This window comes from Pseudomonas sp. NPDC089752, from assembly GCF_044748725.1.
Lineage (GTDB): Bacteria > Pseudomonadota > Gammaproteobacteria > Pseudomonadales > Pseudomonadaceae > Aquipseudomonas.
The window spans coordinates 168,799-189,241 of record NZ_JBIVGP010000011.1 but is presented as its reverse complement, the minus strand read 5'-3'; the positions used below and the strand labels follow the sequence as shown (position 1 = coordinate 189,241).

Annotated in this window: 26 protein-coding genes; 16 read left to right on the top strand and 10 right to left on the bottom strand. The window is 62.2% G+C overall.

Going from position 1 to position 20,443, the window contains the following annotated elements; all coding sequences use genetic code 11:
* The first annotated feature begins 198 nt into the window (after positions 1–198).
* Positions 199–549 (top strand): response regulator, encoded by a 351-nt coding sequence (locus tag ACIPZF_RS19570; RefSeq protein WP_400802237.1) that lies wholly within the window; start codon positions 199–201, stop codon positions 547–549.
* Between the two features lie 24 nt (positions 550–573).
* On the opposite strand, the gene cobF is transcribed toward ACIPZF_RS19570, so the two are convergent.
* Together cobF and ACIPZF_RS19560 are read right to left on the bottom strand one after the other, a co-directional pair.
* Entirely contained in the window at positions 574–1,323 is a 750-nt protein-coding gene (gene cobF / locus ACIPZF_RS19565) for a precorrin-6A synthase (deacetylating) (protein ID WP_400802235.1), read from the bottom strand.
* Positions 1,324–1,343: 20 nt separating this feature from the next.
* The gene (locus ACIPZF_RS19560) at positions 1,344–2,633 is read right to left on the bottom strand and encodes an OprD family porin (RefSeq protein WP_400802233.1); all 1,290 of its coding nucleotides are present in this window, start codon (positions 2,631–2,633) and stop codon (positions 1,344–1,346) included.
* A gap of 353 nt (positions 2,634–2,986) precedes the next feature.
* Between ACIPZF_RS19560 and ACIPZF_RS19555 the strand changes: the two genes are divergently transcribed.
* The 3 genes from ACIPZF_RS19555 (at position 2,987) to ACIPZF_RS19545 (ending at position 4,433) form a co-directional block, all read left to right on the top strand.
* Entirely contained in the window at positions 2,987–3,346 is a 360-nt protein-coding gene (locus ACIPZF_RS19555) for a histone-like nucleoid-structuring protein, MvaT/MvaU family (RefSeq protein ID WP_400802231.1), read from the top strand.
* A gap of 222 nt (positions 3,347–3,568) precedes the next feature.
* Positions 3,569–4,096 carry a lactoylglutathione lyase gene (gloA, locus tag ACIPZF_RS19550; protein ID WP_400802229.1) on the top strand — a complete coding sequence of 176 codons (528 nt, stop codon included), beginning with the start codon at positions 3,569–3,571 and terminating at the stop codon, positions 4,094–4,096.
* A 94-nt stretch (positions 4,097–4,190) separates the two neighbouring features.
* On the top strand, positions 4,191–4,433 hold the full coding sequence (locus ACIPZF_RS19545; protein ID WP_400802227.1) for a hypothetical protein: 243 nt from the start codon (positions 4,191–4,193) through the stop codon (positions 4,431–4,433).
* Between the two features lie 60 nt (positions 4,434–4,493).
* On the opposite strand, the gene ACIPZF_RS19540 is transcribed toward ACIPZF_RS19545, so the two are convergent.
* Positions 4,494–5,315 carry a shikimate 5-dehydrogenase gene (locus ACIPZF_RS19540; RefSeq protein ID WP_400802226.1) on the bottom strand — a complete coding sequence of 274 codons (822 nt, stop codon included), beginning with the start codon at positions 5,313–5,315 and terminating at the stop codon, positions 4,494–4,496.
* A gap of 162 nt (positions 5,316–5,477) precedes the next feature.
* Here ACIPZF_RS19540 and ACIPZF_RS19535 point away from each other — a divergent pair, with 162 nt between their 5' ends.
* Together ACIPZF_RS19535 and pbpG are read left to right on the top strand one after the other, a co-directional pair.
* Complete coding sequence (locus ACIPZF_RS19535; RefSeq protein ID WP_400802224.1) at positions 5,478–5,660, top strand: hypothetical protein; 183 nt, start codon at positions 5,478–5,480, stop codon at positions 5,658–5,660.
* A 242-nt stretch (positions 5,661–5,902) separates the two neighbouring features.
* Positions 5,903–6,829 (top strand): D-alanyl-D-alanine endopeptidase, encoded by a 927-nt coding sequence (pbpG, locus tag ACIPZF_RS19530; RefSeq protein ID WP_400802222.1) that lies wholly within the window; start codon positions 5,903–5,905, stop codon positions 6,827–6,829.
* A 50-nt stretch (positions 6,830–6,879) separates the two neighbouring features.
* Here the strand turns inward: pbpG and ACIPZF_RS19525 are convergent, their stop codons facing one another.
* Positions 6,880–7,326 carry a hypothetical protein gene (locus tag ACIPZF_RS19525; RefSeq protein ID WP_400802220.1) on the bottom strand — a complete coding sequence of 149 codons (447 nt, stop codon included), beginning with the start codon at positions 7,324–7,326 and terminating at the stop codon, positions 6,880–6,882.
* A 198-nt stretch (positions 7,327–7,524) separates the two neighbouring features.
* Here ACIPZF_RS19525 and ACIPZF_RS19520 point away from each other — a divergent pair, with 198 nt between their 5' ends.
* The 9 genes from ACIPZF_RS19520 to ACIPZF_RS19480 all read left to right on the top strand — a co-directional run bounded on the left by ACIPZF_RS19520 (position 7,525) and on the right by ACIPZF_RS19480 (position 15,090).
* On the top strand, positions 7,525–8,859 hold the full coding sequence (locus tag ACIPZF_RS19520; protein ID WP_400802218.1) for a lysine N(6)-hydroxylase/L-ornithine N(5)-oxygenase family protein: 1,335 nt from the start codon (positions 7,525–7,527) through the stop codon (positions 8,857–8,859).
* A 175-nt stretch (positions 8,860–9,034) separates the two neighbouring features.
* Complete coding sequence (locus ACIPZF_RS19515) at positions 9,035–10,228, top strand: PepSY-associated TM helix domain-containing protein (RefSeq protein WP_400802217.1); 1,194 nt, start codon at positions 9,035–9,037, stop codon at positions 10,226–10,228.
* Complete coding sequence (locus ACIPZF_RS19510) at positions 10,225–10,764, top strand: thiamine pyrophosphate-binding protein (protein ID WP_400802215.1); 540 nt, start codon at positions 10,225–10,227, stop codon at positions 10,762–10,764. Before ACIPZF_RS19515 ends, ACIPZF_RS19510 begins: the two co-directional genes overlap by 4 nt.
* On the top strand, positions 10,761–11,081 hold the full coding sequence (locus tag ACIPZF_RS19505; protein WP_400802214.1) for a hypothetical protein: 321 nt from the start codon (positions 10,761–10,763) through the stop codon (positions 11,079–11,081). The genes ACIPZF_RS19510 and ACIPZF_RS19505 overlap by 4 nt, the downstream gene beginning before the upstream one ends.
* Positions 11,078–11,662 carry a DUF6162 family protein gene (locus ACIPZF_RS19500; protein ID WP_400802212.1) on the top strand — a complete coding sequence of 195 codons (585 nt, stop codon included), beginning with the start codon at positions 11,078–11,080 and terminating at the stop codon, positions 11,660–11,662. Before ACIPZF_RS19505 ends, ACIPZF_RS19500 begins: the two co-directional genes overlap by 4 nt.
* A gap of 17 nt (positions 11,663–11,679) precedes the next feature.
* The gene (locus ACIPZF_RS19495) at positions 11,680–12,582 is read left to right on the top strand and encodes a metal ABC transporter substrate-binding protein (protein WP_400802211.1); all 903 of its coding nucleotides are present in this window, start codon (positions 11,680–11,682) and stop codon (positions 12,580–12,582) included.
* Positions 12,579–13,325: a metal ABC transporter ATP-binding protein gene (locus ACIPZF_RS19490; protein ID WP_400802209.1), complete on the top strand. Its 747-nt coding sequence runs from the start codon at positions 12,579–12,581 to the stop codon at positions 13,323–13,325. The genes ACIPZF_RS19495 and ACIPZF_RS19490 overlap by 4 nt, the downstream gene beginning before the upstream one ends.
* A complete protein-coding gene (locus ACIPZF_RS19485; RefSeq protein WP_400802207.1) occupies positions 13,325–14,224 on the top strand; it encodes a metal ABC transporter permease in 900 nt (299 codons plus the stop codon). Before ACIPZF_RS19490 ends, ACIPZF_RS19485 begins: the two co-directional genes overlap by 1 nt.
* Complete coding sequence (locus ACIPZF_RS19480; RefSeq protein ID WP_400802205.1) at positions 14,221–15,090, top strand: metal ABC transporter solute-binding protein, Zn/Mn family; 870 nt, start codon at positions 14,221–14,223, stop codon at positions 15,088–15,090. Before ACIPZF_RS19485 ends, ACIPZF_RS19480 begins: the two co-directional genes overlap by 4 nt.
* Before the next feature lie 114 nt (positions 15,091–15,204).
* On the opposite strand, the gene ACIPZF_RS19475 is transcribed toward ACIPZF_RS19480, so the two are convergent.
* The 6 genes from ACIPZF_RS19475 to ACIPZF_RS19450 all read right to left on the bottom strand — a co-directional run bounded on the left by ACIPZF_RS19475 (position 15,205) and on the right by ACIPZF_RS19450 (position 19,242).
* Positions 15,205–16,257, bottom strand: a complete 1,053-nt coding sequence (locus tag ACIPZF_RS19475; RefSeq protein WP_400802204.1) for a DUF1615 domain-containing protein — start codon at positions 16,255–16,257, stop codon at positions 15,205–15,207.
* A gap of 26 nt (positions 16,258–16,283) precedes the next feature.
* Positions 16,284–16,835 (bottom strand): hydrolase, encoded by a 552-nt coding sequence (locus ACIPZF_RS19470; protein WP_400802203.1) that lies wholly within the window; start codon positions 16,833–16,835, stop codon positions 16,284–16,286.
* 57 nt (positions 16,836–16,892) lie between these two features.
* Complete coding sequence (locus tag ACIPZF_RS19465) at positions 16,893–17,612, bottom strand: thioesterase II family protein (protein WP_400802201.1); 720 nt, start codon at positions 17,610–17,612, stop codon at positions 16,893–16,895.
* On the bottom strand, positions 17,609–17,830 hold the full coding sequence (locus ACIPZF_RS19460; protein WP_012313972.1) for an MbtH family protein: 222 nt from the start codon (positions 17,828–17,830) through the stop codon (positions 17,609–17,611). The genes ACIPZF_RS19465 and ACIPZF_RS19460 overlap by 4 nt, the downstream gene beginning before the upstream one ends.
* Positions 17,831–17,941: 111 nt before the next feature.
* Positions 17,942–18,343, bottom strand: a complete 402-nt coding sequence (locus ACIPZF_RS19455; protein ID WP_400802200.1) for a hypothetical protein — start codon at positions 18,341–18,343, stop codon at positions 17,942–17,944.
* Positions 18,344–18,357: 14 nt separating this feature from the next.
* Positions 18,358–19,242: a LysR family transcriptional regulator gene (locus ACIPZF_RS19450; RefSeq protein ID WP_400802199.1), complete on the bottom strand. Its 885-nt coding sequence runs from the start codon at positions 19,240–19,242 to the stop codon at positions 18,358–18,360.
* A 146-nt stretch (positions 19,243–19,388) separates the two neighbouring features.
* Here ACIPZF_RS19450 and ACIPZF_RS19445 point away from each other — a divergent pair, with 146 nt between their 5' ends.
* Entirely contained in the window at positions 19,389–20,408 is a 1,020-nt protein-coding gene (locus tag ACIPZF_RS19445) for an alpha/beta hydrolase (protein ID WP_400802198.1), read from the top strand.
* Positions 20,409–20,443: the final 35 nt, after the last annotated feature.

The window sequence follows — 20,443 nt, the reverse complement described above, 5'->3', positions numbered from 1 at the left end:
CTCTGGTGCTTGCCGCCGCGCTCACCGGTTAACAGCGAGTCTAACCAGCTTTGTCGGCTTCGGCAGGGCATTTAGCCAGTATTTGAAGGTTGGGTTCGCCAATCGTTCCCTCCTTTTGCAACGATCGGTATCCTCAAGGAACTTCTGTTGCTGTCTGGCGCACAGAATAAAGACATTCTTCTGGTACAGGATCACAAAATGCACCTCTTGGTAGTCGAAGATGACGACATCGTCCGTATGCTGATGGTCGAAGTGCTCGACGAACTGGGCTATCAGGCCATCGAAGCGGACTGTGCCGCTGCTGCACTGAAAATCCTCGAAGATCCGAACCAGGCCCTGGCGCTGCTGATGACCGACGTCGGCTTGCCGGACATGCGCGGCGAGGAACTGGCGGCCAAGGCGCGTGAACTGCGGCCGCTGTTGCCGGTGCTGTTCGCCAGCGGCTACGCCGAAAGCCTTGATGTGCCTGAAGGAATGCACATGATTGGCAAGCCGTTCGGCATCGATCAGTTGCGTGACAAGGTGCTCGGGATACTGAACAAGGTCTGACCCGCGCAAGGGGGCCGCGCAGCGCTACGATTCCCGCCGCAACAGATAGGTATCCATGATCCACCCCTTGCGCGCTCTGGCTTCTTCGCGCACCGCCATGATCCGGGCCTTGACCAGTTGCAACGGCCCGGCGATCAGCACCTCGTCATCCGTCCCCAGGTATGCGCCCCAGTAGATCACCAGCTCAGGGTCGTCGAGCGATGCGAATGCGCACTGCCCATCGAGCATCACCATCACGTTGTCGAGTCTGCCCTGCTCCGCCAAGCGACGGCCGGGCAGCACCAGCAAGGGCTCGCCGATGCGGTTGAGTGGCACCTGATGTCGCGCCGCCAGGGCCTGGACGCTGCTGATACCGGGGATGACTTCCAGGCGCAGCGAGACGCCACGTTCGCGAACCAGTTGGAGGATGCGCAAGGTGCTGTCATACAAGCCTGGCTCACCCCACAGCAAGAATGCGCCAATATCCTCGCTGCCCAGTTCATCGAGGATGAACCGGGCATACAACGCCGCCCGCTGGCGATGCCAGTCCTGGACTGCAGCCACGTAATCGCTGGCCTCGGCATCGCGCTGCGGGTCCGCAACCTGCACCAGTCGGTAGCCGCCCTCGGGCCGGTAGCGGTCGAGGATGGCCTTGCGCAGGCGCACCAGTTCGCCCTTGTTCGAGCCTTTGTCGAGGACGAAAAACAGCGTGGCGCGACGCAACGCTTCGACCGCTTCATAGGTGACCTGGCGTGGATCACCCGGGCCGATGCCGATCAGCAGTAAATGTTTCATGGCACCTCCCAGCTTGTCGGCTAAAGGATGGAGAAGTTATAGCTGACGATGACCCGGGTCTCGTCCATGTCCCGCGCCCACGTCTGGTAATTGCTGCGATAGGTGGAGTTGCGCAGGCGCACGCTGACATTCTTGAACGTGCCGCTTTGTACCTGATACTTGAACTCGGTGTCACGTTCCCATTCCTTGCCTTCAGCGTTACTGCCTGGGACCTTGATGTGGTCGCCGTTGATGTAGCGGGTGAAGAAGGTCAGGCCGGGCACGCCAAGCGCCTTGAAGTCATAGTCGTAACGCAATTGCCAGGAGCGCTCCTGGGCGGCGGCGAAATCGTTGACCTGGGCATAGTTGACCAGGTACGGGTTGCTGCCGTCCAGGTATGGCATGGCGCTGTTGCCGTACATGCGCTGCCAGCCGGCACTGAGCTTGTGGCCAGCCAGGCTGTAGCCGAGCATGCCGCTGAAGGCCTGATGGTCGATCTCCCCCGCACGGGCATTACCGATGTCGTCACTCTTTATCAGGCGCAGGTCGGCCGACAGGCCGCCGACCGACAGTGGCTGGCTGGCTACCATGCCAAGGAAGTGCTGACGATAGATGTTTTCCAGCTTGGCCACTTGGTATTGGGCGCTGACCCGGTCATTGAAGCGATAGTCGAGCCCGGCCAGGTCAAAGTGATCGGCTTCGAGATCGCAGGCATAGCGCTTGTTCTTGCAGTGCACGCGAAGGTCCTGGCGATCGGTGGAATCACGCGCGGTGTACTTGTTAAGCCGAGCCAGGGTGAACTTCAGGTCACGCACTTCTTCGGCGGTGAGCATGGCGCCGTGAAACATCGTCGGCAACAGGCGACCATCGTTGTACTTCACCAAGGGCAGGTCCGGCATCATCGAACCATACTTGAGCACGGTGTTGGACACCTTGACCTTGGCCGCCACGCCCATCTTCGCGTACTGGTCGGCGGAATGTCGGGGATCATGCCCCGAAGACGGCAGCAAACCACTGTTGCTGTCTGCAGGGCTGGAGTCGAGTTTGATGCCGAACATGCCCAGCGCGTCCACGCCGACGCCTATCGGGCCGGGAGTGAAACCGGACTGCAGAGTGAGAATGAAGCCTTGGGCCCATTCTTCCCGCTTGGAGGCGCCCTGGCCGGAACTGCTGTGGCCATCACGAAAATCCCGATTGAAATAGACATTGCGCGCTTCGACCTTGGCACTGCTGTCTTCAAGAAAACCGGAGGCCTGGACTTGTGCGCCGGCGCACAACAGAAACACGCCGGCAACACGGCGCCCGGGGGCGAGAGGAAAGGGGGCGAACATGCGAGGGAACATCCAGAGGAAGGCGAATAAACAAGCTGTGACTAATCTGCCACGCTGAGACGAGGCGGCCGAACAACACCCGACCATCATCTGAAATGATCGCGCAAAGGCTCTGGCACAGGCCATTGGACCATGGTCTAGCGGCGCGTGACGGGGCTGCGGAGATGATCGAAATTACCGCCCGGAAAACTTGCAAAGTTCCCGTCTTACTTGGAAAAGTTTGCAGTTTACCCAACTGCTACTAATGTCTACACTCGATATCAGCGAACAGTTTCACCCACCCGCGTGGCCGGCGTTATTTGCTTTCAATGTTCGTCACGCCCCGCCACGGATGACGTACAGGAGTGATTACAGTGTCCAGACTTGCAGAGTTTCGTGCTGCCGAAAAAGCGCTTCAGGAACAGATGGCTCAACTGGAGGCGCTGAAAAAGGATGCCGGCCTAAAACGCGAAATCGAATTCGAGCAGAAACTAGTCGGCCTGATGAAAAGCTATGACAAAAGTCTGCGCGATATCATCGCCATCCTCGATCCCAAGGCCGTGACCCGAAACACCGCCAGCGCGCCTAAACAGCAGCGCCGCCCACGCGTGGTGAAGGTCTACGAGAACCCGCATACCGGCGAGCTGATCGAGACCAAGGGCGGCAACCACCGTGGCCTCAAGGCTTGGAAAGAAGAATACGGGGCGGGCACCGTGGAAAGTTGGCTGCGCTGATGAAACGTCAACGCCTGCTTCACACATTTTTCACAGGGATGAGCTCAATATCGAGACAGCTAAAGGACTAGCGACCCCATCACGCGCCCGCACATGCGGGCCTCTCTTCCAGCGCCCTGCCTCGTGCAGGGCGCTTTCATTTGCGCAATCGCTTCACTGCCGTATCATGGCTCGCCTGTCTTTTATGCTGGCCCCGGTGCCAGCCTCGACTCTGGAGTTCCCATGAGCCTGCACGATCTGCAAACACTGCCAGGCGTCACCGCACAGCCTGACGTTGCCACCGCCCATTTCGTCTTCAACCACACCATGCTGCGGGTCAAGGACATCGAGAAATCGCTGGACTTCTACACCCGCATCCTGGGCTTCCGCCTGGTCGACAAGCGTGATTTCCCGGAGGCGGCCTTCAGCCTGTACTTCCTGGCCCTGGTCGACCCGGCGCAAATTCCCGCCGACGACGCCGAACGCCACCAGTGGATGAAGTCCATCCCCGGCGTTTTGGAGCTGACCCATAACCACGGCACCGAAAACGATCCGCAATTCGCTTACCACAACGGCAACACCGACCCGCGCGGATTCGGCCATATCTGCATTTCGGTACCGGACGTGCGCGTTGCCTGCGCCCGCTTCGAAGAATTGAACGTGCCGTTCCAGAAACGTCTGGCCGATGGCCGCATGAACCACCTGGCCTTCGTCAAGGACCCGGACGGTTACTGGGTAGAAGTGATCCAGCCAGCTGAGCTCAAGGGCTGATTCATCGGCACGCGCTCGTCGGGCCGGGAACTCCCGGCCCCTCGCTGTGGTATATGAAGGTATGCACTTCACTAGCCACAGCGAGGTATGGACGATGCAATCTCTTCACTGTGAATACCGCGAACACACCATCACCGCCAGCGTGATGCCCCACCCCGACTCCCCTCTCCCCTACGCCGCCGGTTGCCTGATCACCGATCCGCAAGGCCATACCAGCAAGCGGATATCGATGCCGATGAAGTTCTTCTCGGACCTTGAGAATGCGCAGCATGTTTCATTGGCCCACGGCCGCGCCCTGGTGGATGAACAGCTGGACAAGGGGCATAAAGCGTTTTGACGTGTTGTCAGTGCCGACTTCTTCGCGGGCTGGTTCCGCGAAGAGGCCGGCAAATACAATCTAGATATCGCGTGCGTACGCCACCGCAGCGTCAACCTGCTCTTGCGTAGGCCGCACCCCGGTATAAAGCACGAACTGCTCCAGGGCCTGCAACGCAATGACCTCGAGCCCGGTGATCACCGACTTGTCCAACATCTGCGCCCGGCGAATCAGCGGTGTCAGCGCAGGCATCGCCACCACGTCGAATACCCATTCGGCCGCTGCAATGGCGTTTTCCGTGAATGCCAGCTCATCGGCTTCCGGCCCACCCGCCATGCCGATTGGCGTCACGTTCACCAGCATCGGCGGGCACAGATCCCCCAGCTCGGCCACCCAGCGGTAACCACACACGTCCGCCAGCTGGCGCCCCGCCTGCTCGTTACGCGCGACGATGACGCCTTCGGTAAACCCCGCATCGCGCAAGGCACTGGCCACCGCCTTGGCCATCCCGCCGCTGCCGCGCAAGGCGAAGGCAGTGGCTGGATCGACCTTGTGCTGTTTGAGCAATTGCCGCACCGCCAGGTAATCCGTGTTGTAGGCCTTCAAACGACCGTCGGTGTTGACCAGCGTATTGACTGAATCGATTGCAGCGGCTGACGGGTCCACTTCATCGACTAACGCTATGCAGGCTTCCTTGTACGGCATCGAAACGCCACAACCACGAATGCCCAGCGCACGAATCCCCGCCACTGCGGCTGGCAGATCATGGGTGCTCATCGCCTTGTAGTAATAATCCAGCCCAAGTTGCTGGTAGAGATGGTTATGGAAGCGCACGCCAAAAGTGCCTGGCCGACCCGCCAGGGAAATGCACAAGACAGTATTTTTACTGGGAGTTACCGACATGAACTGCTCCTTGCCCACAACTGAAACGTTTGTTCAGCGTAACAGACCTCACCCCACATCGCCCGCTCACCGTTGATAAAGCTAATGAGCACTATTGAGCCAGTTGATTTCAAAGCCTGCTGACGGCTGCGTAAGGTGGAGACATGTTCAAAGGAGGTCCCCATGGCCACTATCCAGATCATGTCAGTCATCGGCAGCGCCGTCCCCTCTCCCTTGCGTGAAAAGGGTGTGTTGGCTTGCTGGTACCTGGTGCGCAACGGCGAAGCCGTGAGCGGCCCGCTGTCGACCCGAGCCTCAGCTCAGGCACTCGCCGAGCAGCTGCAGGGTGATCGCCTGATTGCCTGACCTGATAGGTTGTGCGTTGCGCTCTACCCCTGTTCCGACCCGCTATTTGGCGGGTCTTTTTTTAACTGCGCGAACCGACGAACGGAGACGGAAAAACCGTTACAGCATGAAGCTTTTTTCATATCGAGTGGGTGTTGCAACGAGCAATCGACAGCCGTTGAGCCATACTCCAGAATGCGAGGGTTTTTAGGGGGAAAACCCTTGCACAGCCAACGACATACCAACTTTTAGTGAGCCTCAACGTGAAAACATCCCTGTCCATCCTCAGCCTGCTGCTGTTGCTCACAGGAACAGCGACCCTACCGTCGACCGCTGCTGCACAACCCCCAGCCCAGATTCAACGCGACCCTTCCAAGCTGCATCTGGCTTCCGGCAGCGCCCTGCTGATCGACCTGAACACCAACCAGGAACTGTATTCCAGCCACGCCGACCGGGTGGTGCCGATCGCTTCGGTGACCAAACTGATGACGGCGATGGTGGTGCTGGATGCCAAGCTGCCCATGGATGAGATGCTCACCATGACCATCGCCAACAATCCAGACATGAAAGGTGTCTATTCCCGCGTGCGCCTGGGCAGCGAGCTGAACCGCCGCGAGACCTTGCTGATCACCTTGATGTCGTCGGAAAACCGCGCCGCCACCACCTTGGCCAACCATTACCCGGGCGGCTACCCGGCATTCATCAAGGCGATGAACGCCAAGGCCCGCAGCCTCGGCATGGCGCATACCCGCTATGTCGAGCCCACCGGCCTGTCGACGCAGAACGTCTCCAGCGCTCGCGACCTCGCCAAGCTGCTGATGGCGTCGCGCAAGTATCCGATGCTGAGCGAGCTCTCCACCACCCGTGAAAAGACCGTGGCCTTCCGCAAGCCCAACTACACACTGGGCTTTCGTAATACCGACCATTTGGTGAACAAGAGCAACTGGGACATCAAGCTGACCAAGACCGGTTTCACCAACGAGGCCGGCCATTGCCTGGTGCTGCTGACGCGCATGGACAACCGCCCGGTGGCCATGGTGATCCTCGATGCCTTCGGCAAGTACACCCATTTTGCCGATGCCAGCCGCATGCGCCAGTGGCTGGAGACCGGGGCGGCCAAGCCGGCCCCAGCGGTGGCGATGCAATACAAGTCGGAGCGGCAGAGCAAGAGCCGCCTGGCCTCCGATTGATGTGAGCAAGCCATTCGCGGGTTACGCCGCGAATGGCTTGAAAAGGTCACTCAAGCCTGCGTGCTGACCATGCCGCCAGCGCTGCTGCCACCGGTCTTTTGCAGCGCTTCGAGCAACTGAGCGGTCGCCTGCATGATTTCGCCATTTAGCGTGGCAATGCTCGCCTGCTTGGCACTGACCAGTACAGTCTTGGTGGTTTCTTCCATCTTCTGCGCCATCAGGTCGGCGAGTTGCTTCTGTTCTTCGGCCATCTGCTTCTGCAGTTTCTTGATCATCTCGCGCAATTGCGAGATGTGCGCCGGCTCAGAGCTCTCACCGCTTTGCTGCGCGCCCTTCGCGCCGCCACCTTCCTGGGCCTTGCCCGTGTCCTCAGCAGCGCTCGTGGCCACGCTCTTCTGCGTATCCTCGGTCTTTTCCGTTTCATTACTGGCAGCCTGGGCGGTAGCCAATGCCTGTGACGAAACGTTGTTGATGCTGATTGCCGCAATACCGGTCATGTTCTTGTCCCTGTCTTGAAAATGGGTCCTTACGTTTTTGCCTATCGGCTGTGTTGCGCAAAGCTTTAACCCCTCGGCGCACGGCCTGCGCCGCCCCTCAGTAAATTCCCCACAACGTGGCTCGTTCCAAACAATGTACTCGCGCAGGAGCCGGAGCACCGGCAGGCGCCCACATTCGACCATTATGGAATCGCAGCCATGAGCCAGTCTTCAAACCCGGAAACCATCAAGGATCTGATCGGCGTGGGCTTCGGCCCTTCCAACCTGGCCTTGGCCATCGCCCTGGAAGAACTCGCCCAGACCAACGGCCACGCCCTCGATGCGCTGTTCATCGACAAGCAGAAAGACTATCGCTGGCATGGCGAAACCCTGGCCACCCAGAGTGAGCTGCAGATTTCGTTCCTCAAGGACCTGGTCTCGCTGCGCAACCCCACCAGCCCTTACAGCTTCGTCAACTACCTGCACCAGAAACAGCGGCTGGCCGATTTCATCAACCTCGGCACCTTCTACCCCTGCCGCCTGGAGTACAACGATTACCTGCGCTGGGCCGCCGAGCATTTCGCCACCCAGTCCGTCTACGGTGAAGAGGTGCTGCGCATCGAGCCTGAGCTGAAAGCCGGCCGTGTCGAGCATCTGCGCCTGGTGTCGCGCGACATCCAAGGCCGTGAATACAGCCGGCGTACCCGCTCGGTAGTGGTTGGCAGCGGCGGTACCCCGAAAATCCCTGAAAAGTTCGGGGCGTTCAAGGATGACCCGCGTGTTTTCCACCATTCCCAGTACCTGAGCAGCCTGAACAAGCTGCCCTGTTCCGAAGGCAAGCCGATGCGCATTGCGGTGATCGGCTCTGGCCAGAGCGCCGCCGAAGCATTCATCGACCTCAACGACAGCTACCCATCGGTCAAGGTCGACATGGTGCTGCGCGGATCCGCGCTCAAGCCGGCCGACGACAGCCCGTTCGTCAATGAGATTTTCTCGCCGGACTACACCGACCTGGTCTACAACGAGCCGGCCGACCAACGTTCCAAGCTGCTCGGTGAATACCACAACACCAACTACTCGGTGGTCGACCTCGACCTTATCGAACGCATCTACGGCATCCTCTATCGCCAGAAGGTCTCGCACCAGTTCCGCCACAACGTGCTGTGCCGTCGCCAGGTAGAAGCGGTTGTCGCCACCCGCGATGGCATCGAGCTGACCCTGCGCGACCTGGCCACCGACCAGCACCAGACTCACCGTTACGATGCGATCATCCTTGCCACCGGCTATGAACGCCGCTCGCACCGCGACCTGCTGGCACCGCTCGCTGGCTACCTGGAAGACTTCGCCGTCGACCGCAACTACCGGGTTCTGGCCAGCCCCGAGATGCAGGCCTCGGTCTACCTGCAAGGCTTCTGCGAAAACAGCCACGGGCTGAGCGATACCCTGCTGTCGGTGTTGCCGTCCCGCGCCGCCGAGATTGGCCAGGCGCTCTACCACGACTTGGCCCGCCAACAGGACAACGTGCAACCGGCCGTCGCCTTGACCAGCGCCTGACCCCTCCCTGCTCCACGCCAAGCCGGCAGGATGCCAAGCGCGCCCAGCCGGCTTTCGGCTTTCTGAAACATTTGCTTGCATTTAAATTGGCAGGATTTCCATTCTCATTCGTCTTTATCAATGCAGCCACCATGGTTGGGCTTATGCTCGACCCTCATTTTCAGAAGACCGTCCGATGGCCAAATCACCCAAAAAATCCAAGTCCAAACTGTGGTTCCTCGTACACAGCTGGCTCGCCCTGCCGATCTGGTTCTTCGTGCTGATCGTCTGCTTTACCGGCATGCTCGCGGTTGTCAGTCAGGAAATCGTCTGGCTGGCCAACCCGGATGTACGCGCCAGCCAGCCCAACGACAGCGCAGAACGCCTGAGTTTCCAGCAAGTGCTGACCGCCCTGAACAAGGCTGAACCCGAGATGGTCGTGCGCTCCCTGAGCCAACCGGACGGGGACCACTTCGCCCTCAACGCGCGTGTCACCCTGCCAGACGGCACTACCCCGACACTCTTCGTAAACCCTTACACGGGTGCGATACAGGGCAAGGCACCTGACTTCAACTTCGAAGGCTTTACTCGCGCCCTGCACGGTTGGTGGCTGGTACCTTTCACCAGTGGTTTCAGCTGGGGCTGGTACCTGGTATCGCTGCTGGGGCTGCCGATGCTGGCGTCGCTGGTCACCGGCCTGGTGGTGTACAAGAAATTCTGGAAAGGCTTCTTCAAACCCATCCGCACAGGCCACGGTTCGCGCATCTTCTGGGGCGATCTGCATCGCCTGGCCGGCGTCTGGTCAATCTGGTTCATCGCCGTCATCTCGATCACCGGCACCTGGTTCCTGATACAGGCGATCCTGTTCGATAACCACATCACCATCTCCAGCGAACCCATAGTACCGGTCATCGCCCGTGAACAGGTGCCGCTGAGCGAAGATGGCAGCCCGGTACCGCGCATCGACCTGGACGAGGCTGCGCGCATTGCCGGGTTGGCCATTCCGGGCCTGGACATCAGCTTCGTCTCGCTGCCGGCCACGGCCTATAGCCACATCGACATGGGCGGGCGCGGCTGGTACCCGCTCATGTTCCAAAGCGCAGCGGTCAACCCCTACACCAGCAAGGTGGACAGCCAGTTCCTGCTCAGCGACCGCAGCGCCCTGGAATTCGTCACCGAATCGATGCGCCCCTTGCATACTGGCGACTTTGGCGGTTTGCCGATCAAGCTGATCTGGTTCTTCTTCGGCCTGATCCTGACCCTGATGGTATTCAGCGGCTTGCTGATCTGGACCAAACGTACTGCCCAGGCCACCGCGGCGGCCCTCAAGCGCAGTGAACGTGCGCCCCGCGTGCGGGCCAGCGAAACCCCTGCGGAGATCCAACCATGAGCCAGGCTCACGCTGTGCCCGCCACCCCATTCAAGCAGTGGTGGCTGAAGTGGCGCTTCCACCTCAATATCCTGCTGATCCTCATCCCGCTGGGCTTCATGCCCAAGTATTTTGCCGACGCCAAGCTGTTTCGCGGGGACGCCGGGCTGGGCGTGAACCAGATCAGCAATATCCAGGTCGGCCCGTATAGCCTCGACCTGGCCGAAGTCAGGGATCAGGCACCTCTGGCCGATGGCCCAGCGGGCTACTTCAAGAGCTTCAACGCCGCGCTGTGCAAGGCCTGCGTCAATGAGGTCAAGGCTGTCTACCTGCGCATCGGCAAACCCCGCAGCCTGCGTGCTGCCGGCACCATTTTCTTCGGCGCGCCTTACCGCATGGCCACCAACCTGCCAATTCCGCCGCGCACCGCGCCGGACGCGCAGGTCTGGATCACCATCGAAGGCTGGGACGGCAGCATGCACCAGGCATCGGTCCCCCTCGCCAAAGCTTCGCCGGCCACCGTGGCCTGGCTCGAGAAACAAGGAGGCAAACCATGAAACACCTGATGCGCAGGCTGGCTCTACCCTTGCTGGTACTGGTCGCAAGCCCCGCACTGGCCCACAATCCGATGTGCGAATGCGAAGAGATCGATGGCGGCCAGGTAAAATGCACCGGTGGCTTCTCGGACGGCAGCGGTGCTCCAGGTGTGACCCTGGACGTGATCGGCTACGACGAGCAAGTCCTGGTCGGCGGCAAGCTTGGCCAGGACTCGACCCTCACCTTCAAGCGCCCAGACGGTGAGTTCTACGTCCTGTTCGACGCAGGCCCCGGCCACGTGGTCGAAGTCGACCACGCCGACATCGCGCAACCATGAGCAGCCAGGCCCACAGCCGCACCCAGGTGGTGCGCCCCGCCGGTGCCGGGCACGAAACCCTCTACGTGCTGCTGGTCAGCCTGCTGATCGTCATCGTCGCCGCCACGGTGGTGCTGCTGCGCGGTGAGCGTGAAGACGAACAGACCATCGCCAGCCACCAGATCGACGCCCGTCGCGACCTGACGGCCGCCGAACAGGGCATCTTCACCGACTTGCGCGTAGCGTTCGACGAGATCCAGCTGCTGCGCGAAGAAGCCGCCGCCGTACCCGACGTGCAAGCCCTGGCCGATGAAGGCCTGCCACCGTTCGTGGTCGATGCCGGCAGCCAGAGCCGTGGCAACCACCAGTGGCAGTGGCTACCGGCCGGTGCTTACCTGGGCCGCAGCCAGGCACCAGAGGTCGCGGGCAGTTTCCTGCTGATCCTGCCAGGCGACAGCAGCGGCGAGGCCGACGTCTGGCTGCGCCGCGACAGCGCCGCCGTAGTGCCGGACGATCTCGGCCAAACCGCCCTGGTCGCCGCCGGTTGGCAGCAAGTGGTCAGCCATTACGACGCTGGGGTTACCCGCGAACACCGTCACTGAATCCAAGGAAATTTTCCATGTTCCGTTCCGCCTTCGCCCTGCTCCTGGCCCTCGCCCTGCCGGCCCTGGCCGTGGCCGACAGCGGCAAACCGCTGCGCATCGGCATCACCCTGCACCCTTATTACAGCTATGTGACCAACATCGTCGGCGACAAGGCCGAAGTGGTGCCGCTGATTCCGGCAGGCTTCAACCCGCATGCCTACGAACCACGCGCCGAGGACATCAAGCGCATCGGCAGCCTGGACGTGGTGGTGCTCAATGGCGTCGGCCATGACGATTTCGCCGACCGCATGATCGCCGCCAGCGAAAAGCCCGACATCAAGACCATCGAAGCCAACCAGAACGTGCCACTGCTGGCAGCCACCGGCATCGCGGCGCGCGGGGCCGGCAAGGTGGTCAACCCGCACACGTTCCTGTCGATCAGCACCACCATCGCTCAGGTCAACAACATCGCCCGCGAGTTGGGCAAGCTTGACCCGGACAACGCCAAGTTCTATACCCAGAACGCCCGCGCCTACGCCAAGCGCCTGCGCACCCTGCGCGCCGAGGCCCTGGCCAAGGTCACCGAGGCCCCCGGCGCCAACTTCCGCGTCGCCACCATCCACGCCGCCTACGACTACCTAGTACGCGACTTCGGCCTGGAAGTGACGGCGGTGGTCGAGCCGGCCCACGGTATCGAGCCAAGCCCCGCGCAACTGAAGAAGACCATCGACCAGCTCAAGGCGCTGGACGTCAAGGTGATCTTCTCGGAAATGGACTTCCCGTCCGCGTACGTCGAAACCATCCAGCGCGAGTCCGGCGTGCGCCTGTATCCGCTGACCCACATTTCCTATGGCGAATACACCAAGGAAAAATACGAAGTGGAGATGAAGCGCAACCTCGACACCGTGGTCCGCGCCATCCAGGAGAACCGCGCATGACCGCCGCCGCCAACCTGGTGGTGGCCGGCGGCCCGCGCATCGAATTCGCCGGCATCGACCTGACGCTTGGCCGCACGCGCATCCTTGAAGGGGTGCAATTCAACGTCGCCGCCGGCAGCGTGCACGCCATCGTCGGGCCCAATGGTGGCGGCAAGAGCTCGCTGATCAAGACCCTGCTGGGGCAGATGCCGCACCAGGGCCAACTGACCCTGCACTGGCCGGGCGAGCAGCAGGTGATCGGCTATGTACCGCAGGCGCTGGAGTTCGACCGGGGCCTGCCTATGACCGTGGATGACTTCATGGCCGCGATGTGCCAACGACGCCCGGCATTCCTCGGCCTGTCGCGCCGCGTGCAGCCGGAAATCGACGCGGCGCTGGCCCGGGTCGGTATGCTCGACAAACGCAAGCGGCGCATGGGCGCACTCTCCGGCGGTGAACGCCAGCGCGTGCTGCTGGCCCAGGGCTTGATCCCTGAGCCTCAACTACTGGTGCTCGACGAACCCATGTCGGCGCTCGACGAAGCCGGTATCCAGGTATTCGAGCAACTGCTGCACGGCTGGCGCCAGGCCGGGACCACTGTGCTATGGATCGAACACGACCTGCAAGCCGTGCTGCGCCTGGCCGATCGGGTCACTGGACTGAGCCGCCAGGTGCTGTTCGATGCCCCACCGGCACAGGCCCTGACTCCGGAGCGCCTGCTGACCCTGTTCTCCGTCCACCCGCGCAGCGAGAGCCTCGCCTGATGAGCTATGAAGCATTCCGCCAACTGGTCCAGGAATGGGCCGGCGCTGGCTATCTGCCGGAGGCGCTGGCCTACGGTTTCGTGATCAACGCGCTGATCGCCGGGCTGATGATCGGCCCGGTACTGGGCGGGCTGGGCACCCTGGTGGTGGTCAAGCGCTTCGCGTTCTTTTCCGAAGCGGTCGGCCATGCCGCCCTGACCGGTGTGGCCATCGGTATCCTGCTCGGCGAGCCCTATACCGGCCCTTATGGCAGCCTGTTCGGCTACTGCCTGCTGTTCGGCATCCTGCTCAACTTCCTGCGCAATCGCACCGGGCTGTCACCCGATACCTTGATCGGCGTGTTCCTGTCGGTGTCGCTGGCACTCGGTGCGAGCCTGCTGCTGATGCTGGCTGGCAAGATCAACGTGCATATTCTCGAAAACGTGCTGTTCGGCTCGGTGCTGACCGTCAGCGCGCACGATCTGGTGGTGCTTGGGGTCGTCGCCACGCTGGTGCTGGCGCTGGCCCTACCGCTGTACAACCGCATCATGCTGGCCAGTTTCAACCCACAGCTGGCAGCAGTAAGAGGTGTTGCGGTAAAGACGCTCGACTACCTGTTCGTCGTGCTCGTGACCTTGGTCACCGTAGCCTCGGTGAAGGTAATCGGGGCCATCCTGGTCGGCGCGCTGCTGGTGATTCCAGCCGCTGCCGCGCGCCTGGTCAGCCAGTCGCTCAAGGGCTTTTTCTTCATCTCGGTGCTGATCGCCACGCTGAGCACGCTGCTGGGCATTCTGCTGCCAATCGTCTTCGACCTGCCGGTGCCGTCGGGGGCTGCAATCATCCTGGTCGCCGGCATCTGCTTCGCCCTCGCCGCCCTGGCCCGCGCCCTCGTCCCACGCCTGCAAGGAAACCCGGCATGAATCTGAAACCACTGACATTGGCACTGGCCCTGGCAGGCCTGCCTGCGCTTTCATCCGCCACCGAAGTGCTGACCACCCTGCCGGTCACTCACAGCCTGGCCTCGGCCTTGCTCGATGGCACCTCGGTAGAGCTCAAGCGGGCGGCCCCGGCCAACTTGCCGGCCAGCCGCCAGCCTGCCTACTTCAGCAGCCGTGGCGGCGCCAGCCTGGCAAAAGCCGCGCAACAGGCAGATGCGGTGATCGGTGTGCGCTCGATCTGGCGCGACGATCCGCTGTATCCAATGGCTCGGCGCAGCAATATCCGTATTGTCGAAATCGATGCCGCAAGGCCGGTGGACGGCGCGTTGCCAGGCATCGCAGTGACTGGGGACGACGCCTACGCCGCCTACCCCTGGCTGAACCCGACGAACTTCGGGCGTATGGCCGATGTGCTGGCCAATGACCTGGAGCGCCTGGCGCCTGCCGACAAGGCGAAGATCCAGGGCAACCTGGCGGGACTCAAGCGCCAGCTGCTGGAGTTGACGGCCAACAGCCAGACCCAGCTGGCCAAGGCCGATAACCTGAGCGTGGTCAGCCTGTCCGAGCGTCTGGGCTACCTGGCCAGTGGCCTGAACCTGGATGTGGTGGAGCAGGTGCTGCCGGCGGATGGCAAGTGGGATGAAGCGGCGCTCAAGGCGCTGGGTGAAAACCTCAAGGAGCAGGATGTGGCGCTGGTGCTGGACCATCGCCAGCCCGATGCCGCTGTGGCCGAGGTGATCAAGGCCTCGGGGGCCAAGTTGCTGGTAGTGGAAAGTGACCCTGAAGATGCCGTGGCCGGGCTCAAGGCCAGTGTCGATCAGGTGGTTGGGGCATTGAGCAAAGGGTGACGCTGCCTATCCTGGCCTCTTCGCGGGGCAAGCCCGCTCCCACAGGTTCGGCTGTGGTGCAGACTTTGTGGGAGCGGGCTTGCCCCGCGAAAGGGCCGGTACAGACAAAGCAAACTATCGGTTCATGCACCGCTCATAACGCTCATCCACCCGCCCCGCAAACCACGCCGTAGTCAGCTTGCGGGTAATCTTCGGGCTCTTCAGCTCGATCCCCGGCAGCCGCGCCCGCGCCACTGGTTTACCCGCCGCCGCATCAGCCAGGGCGAACACCCCGCTATACAGCTTGCTGTCCTCGAACGCCAGGCTGTCGCCCAGCGCCAGCTGGCTGCGGATCTGCGGGTTGCGCAGCCCCAGCTTCACCCCTAACTTGCGCGCCGCCTGTTCGGTAGCGCCGGGCATGATCGCGCCAGGGGCGATCAGATCGCCATCGAGCGCCAACGCCACCCCCGTTACCTCGCTCAAAGCAGCCTGGAACGCGGCATTACGGCTGGCGTACCAACCGGCGTTGAAGTCAGCAAAACGGTAGAGCTGGCGCTCGTAATGCGCGGGGTAGCCCAACAGATGGCCAATGCCGAAGTACATGCCACCCCGGCGGCTGAACACTTCCTGGCGAATTGTGCCGTCGTAGGTGTAGGGGTAGTCCTTGGCATGTTGCTCGGCAAACTCGACGCTGACCTGCATGGGACCACCGGTGTGCACCGGGTTGAACCCGCCGAGCAAGGTCTTGCCCAGCGGCAGGCGGTCGATGAACTCGTCATACAGCGCGCTCAGCTGCTTTTCGCTGCGCACCGCGAGCAGCCGATGCTGGTAAGTCTGGCCGTTGCCCGATGGCGTATTCAGCGCCCCGTCGACCAGCAGGTGCGGAACATGCAGGCCAGCCGCGCGACGGTCGATCTCGGCGCGGGCGATGCGCCCCAGATTGGGCACCTGCGGGTCGGCATTGAAGGTCGACTCCTGCTCGGTCACCGCCAGCACCGCACACAGGTTGCTCTTGCTTGGCGTGATGCGCTGGGCTTCGAACGCCACCTGGATATCTTTAGCCCAACCCGCGCGGTCCTTGGCCTGGGCCGGCAGCAGGCGCATGAGCTGGGCGCGCACCTGGGCGGGATCGGCTTCGGGCTCTTCCTCGCGACGCCCGGCGCAACCCTGCAACAGTGCCAGGGCCATCAGCCCGGTCGCCAGTAGCCGACCGTTCAGGGTTGGTCACCGACCAGGTAGGTCTTGCTGATATGGCGGAACAGTGGATGGCTGGCGCTGCCCATCAATTCGAACAGGACCATCTCTCGGGTGACGATTTGCGCACCGGCCTGGCGCATGCGCGCAAGCCCTGCTGCCTTGTTCGCCGGGGTACGGCTGTCGCAGGCATCTTCGACCACGAACACCTGCTTGCCCAGGCCCAGCAGGCCGAGCACAGTCTGCAACACGCAGACGTGGGTTTCCATGCCGCAGACGATCACCTGCTCGCGGGCCAACAGGCTCGCAGGCAGGCACCGGGCCGCCACGCAGGAGAAATGGTTCTTTTCCACCACCTCGGCCGCCGGTGCCGCAGCGATCAGTTCAGGCAGGGTATGGCCCAAGCCTTTGGGATATTGTTCGGAGATCACCACCGGCAGCTCCAGTTCGGCACTGGCGGCCAGCAACCAGCGCGCACGGGCGCGGGTGCCCTCGGGGTCGCTCATTGCACCTATGAGTTTTTCCTGGATGTCGACGGCCAGCAGCGTGGCCTTGTGAGGATCGATCAGCATGGTCTGCCTCTTGCCTGGGGAAAGGCCTAGCCTCCCCCAGGCAAGCGGTGACGTCAATCAGGCGCAGAGCCGATGTGGCTCCAGCGACTCTGCCAGTGCAGCGAGGACGCGGTCCTCCTGCTCATGGATGAAGAAGTGGCTGCCAGGGAACATGCGCAAGGTGAACGCGTCCTGGGTTTCCTTGCCCCAGGCCAACAACTGCCCCTCGTTGGCCCGGTCGTCTTCGCCCCCGAACACGTGCAGCGGGCACGCCAAGGCTGGCCGTTGGCGATAGGCATAACGGCCACACAGCAGGAAGTCGGCACGCAGAATCGGCAACGTCAGACTCATCAGCTCTTCATTGGCCAGCACCTCTTCCGGGGTGCCGTTGAGCTCGCGCAACTCAAGCTTCAGCTCGTCGTCGGTCTTGGGGTCGCGCCAGTTCTTGCCGTCATAGTCTTCACGCCGGGTAGGCGCTGCGGTACCACAGGCAAACAGCGCCAGCGGTGGCGGGCAGCCCAGCGCCTGCAACTCGTGGGCGAGCTCGAAGGCCAGCAGCGCGCCCAGGCTATGGCCCAGCAATGCATACGGCGTAGTGGCTGCGTGGCGCTGCTCTTCCGCCAGTTGCCGAGCCAGGGCCTGCATGTCGGTCTGCAGCGGCTCGCCCATGCGCGCGCCGCGCCCGGGCAACTCGACCGGACGAACCTGCAGCCAGGCTGGCAGCTTGCGCCGCCAGCGGCTGTAGACCATGGCGCTGGCCCCGGAATACGGCAGGCACAGCAGATTGAGCGCGGTCACTGTGCGGCAGCGTCGGCCATCTTCTGACGCAGGCTGAGCGGGCGCATGTCGGTCCAGACCTCATCGATGTATGCCAGGCAGTCCTTCTTCAGGCCGCTCTTGCCCACAGCGCGCCAGCCGTTGGGAATCGCCTTGTAGTCGGGCCAGATGGAATATTGCTCTTCGTGGTTGACCACTACCTGGAACTGGATATCGTCGCGGTCGAAAACGGAAGTCATTGCCTGTCTCCTTGAATGAGGTATGCCGTTACGCCCATGGCGCAGGGCGGCTTTCAAATAGACGTTGGCAGCTTCGGAAAAATTAGGGGCGATTGCGCGTGTGCCCAGCCGTCAGGCATCCCTCAGCAAGTCATGGGTATCCAGCAGGCGGAATGCCACGTGCGGATTGCGTTCCAGCCCCCGCCGGATGGCCGCCGGAATCGCTTGCCGGGTCTTGCGGCACAAGCCTGGCTGGACATCGAGTTCGATGACGATACCACGCATGGTGCGCACCTCGTTGTGACCGGGTGCGATGTGCACGCGGATGCCGAGGTTCTCGTACATCCTTGTTTGCAGACGCTGCAGATCCTCCAGATCTTTGAGATTTTCCAGACGTTCGAGCAGGCGCTTTTCCTCCTGACGGGTAAGCAAGAGGATTCGCTGCGCCGCTGGTGGATGCTCAGCCAGCCGTTCGCGGCCGCAGTCACAGGCGCCAGGTGGGCAAGGCTGGCGCAGAGAAGGTGCTGTGCTCATGGGCTAAGCATAAGTCAGAGCTGGCCCAAGCGCTCGCGCAGAAATTCGACAAAACCCTGCACCGGCCTGGCCACTTGTCGATGCTGGGGGTACACCGCCGACAGCTGTAGCGCTGCAGGCGTCCAATCCTGCAGCACCGTCACCAAGCGTCCATCTGCCAGCGCCTGGCCTACTATGAAGGTCGGCAGGTAGGTCACCCCCATTCCGGCAATCGCCGCATCACGCAGCAGCTCGCCATTGTTGGCGCGCATCCGCCCGGTCACCGCAATGGCCTGCACCTTGTTGCCGTTCTTGAACTGCCACTGCACCTGCCGAGAATGCCCATAGGGCAGGCAGTCATGCTCTGCCAGTGCGTCTGGGCGCTGCGGCACACCACGCGCCTCAAGATACCCAGGGCTGGCGCAATACACCCGTTCGACGCTGGCAATCCGCCGCGCGATCAAGCTGGAATCCTCCAGCGCACCAATGCGCAGGGCCAGGTCATAGCCTTCGCCGATCAGGTCCACGGCGCGGTCGCTGAGGTCCACCTCCACATCCACCTGCGGATGCAGGTGCAGGAACTCGGTCAACAGGCAGCCCAGGTGCGATATGGCGAACGACAGTGGCGCACTCAGGCGCAAGGTTCCGCGCAACGCCTGGGTCTGGCCGCTGATGTCATGCTCTACCTGATGCACCTCGCCCAGCAGGCGCAGCGCCGACTGATAGTAATGCTGGCCCAGCGGCGTGGCGTCCAGGCGCCGCGTGGAGCGGTTGAGCAGGCGCACCCCGAGGCGCTCTTCGAGCTGCATCAGGCGCCGGCTGACCGATTGCTTGGACATGCCCAGGCGGTCGGCGGCGGCGGTGAAACTACCGGCTTCCATGACCTGGGCAAAGATGCGCATGTCTTCGTACGGGTTCATTGTCTCGCTCTTGGTGACAGTCAAACGCTTTATAGCCGCTTTTTCCCGCCAGTGCATCTGCTTAATCTACACACAGGTCGCAGCGATGGCCCTGAAGGCCAGGCAAGACGCCCATTACCCACACTTGCACAGAAAAGGATTCGCTCATGAACATTGTCCACAAGACCCTCACCGCCTCCCTCCTCGCCCTGTCCGTGTCCAGCGCCTTCGCCGCTGGCAGCCCAGGCGTCGAACAGCACACCCAGGCCTTCCTCGAAGCCCTGGAAAAAGGCGGCGGCAAACCTTTGGAACAGCTCAGCCCGAAAGACGCCCGCGCCGTGCTGACCGGTGCTCAGGCCTCGGTCAAGGTCGACCTGTCCGGCATCGAGGTGAAGGAACGCACCATCCAGGCCGAAGGCCAGTCGATCAAGCTGCAGGTGGTGCGCCCAGCCAACGTCAAAGGTGAGTTGCCGGTGTTCATGTTCTTCCACGGCGGCGGCTGGGTGCTGGGCGACTTCCCGACGCATCAGCGGCTGATCCGCGATCTGGTGGTGGGCTCCGGCGCGGTGGCGGTCTACGTGGACTACACGCCATCGCCCGAAGCGCACTACCCCACCGCGATCAACCAGGCCTACGCCGCGACCCGCTGGGTGGCCGAGCATGGCAAGGAAATCGGCGTGGACGGCAAGCGCCTGGCCGTGGCCGGCAACAGCGTCGGCGGCAACATGGCGGCGGTGGTCGCACTTAAAGCCAAAGAAGCCGGCACGCCGAAGCTGCGTTTCCAGCTGCTGCTGTGGCCTGTGACCGATGCCAGCTTCGAGACCGGATCGTACAAACAGTTCGCCGAGGGGCACTTCCTCACCACTGGCATGATGAAGTGGTTCTGGGACAACTACACCACCGATGCCAAGGCACGGGAACAGATCTACGCCTCGCCGCTGCGCGCCAGCAGTGAACAGCTCAAGGGCCTGCCTCCGGCGCTGGTACAGACCGCCGAGTTTGATGTGCTGCGGGACGAGGGTGAAGCGTATGCACGCAAGCTGAATGCGGCTGGCGTAAAGGTAACGTCAGTGCGCTACAACGGAATGATCCATGACTATGGGTTGCTGAACCCTCTCCACCAAGTGCCGGAAGTGCAAACGGCCCTGCGTCAAGCAGGCACTGAACTGAAAGTGCACCTTCAGTAACCTTTTCCAACTGTATGGCAGGGCTCAGATGCCCT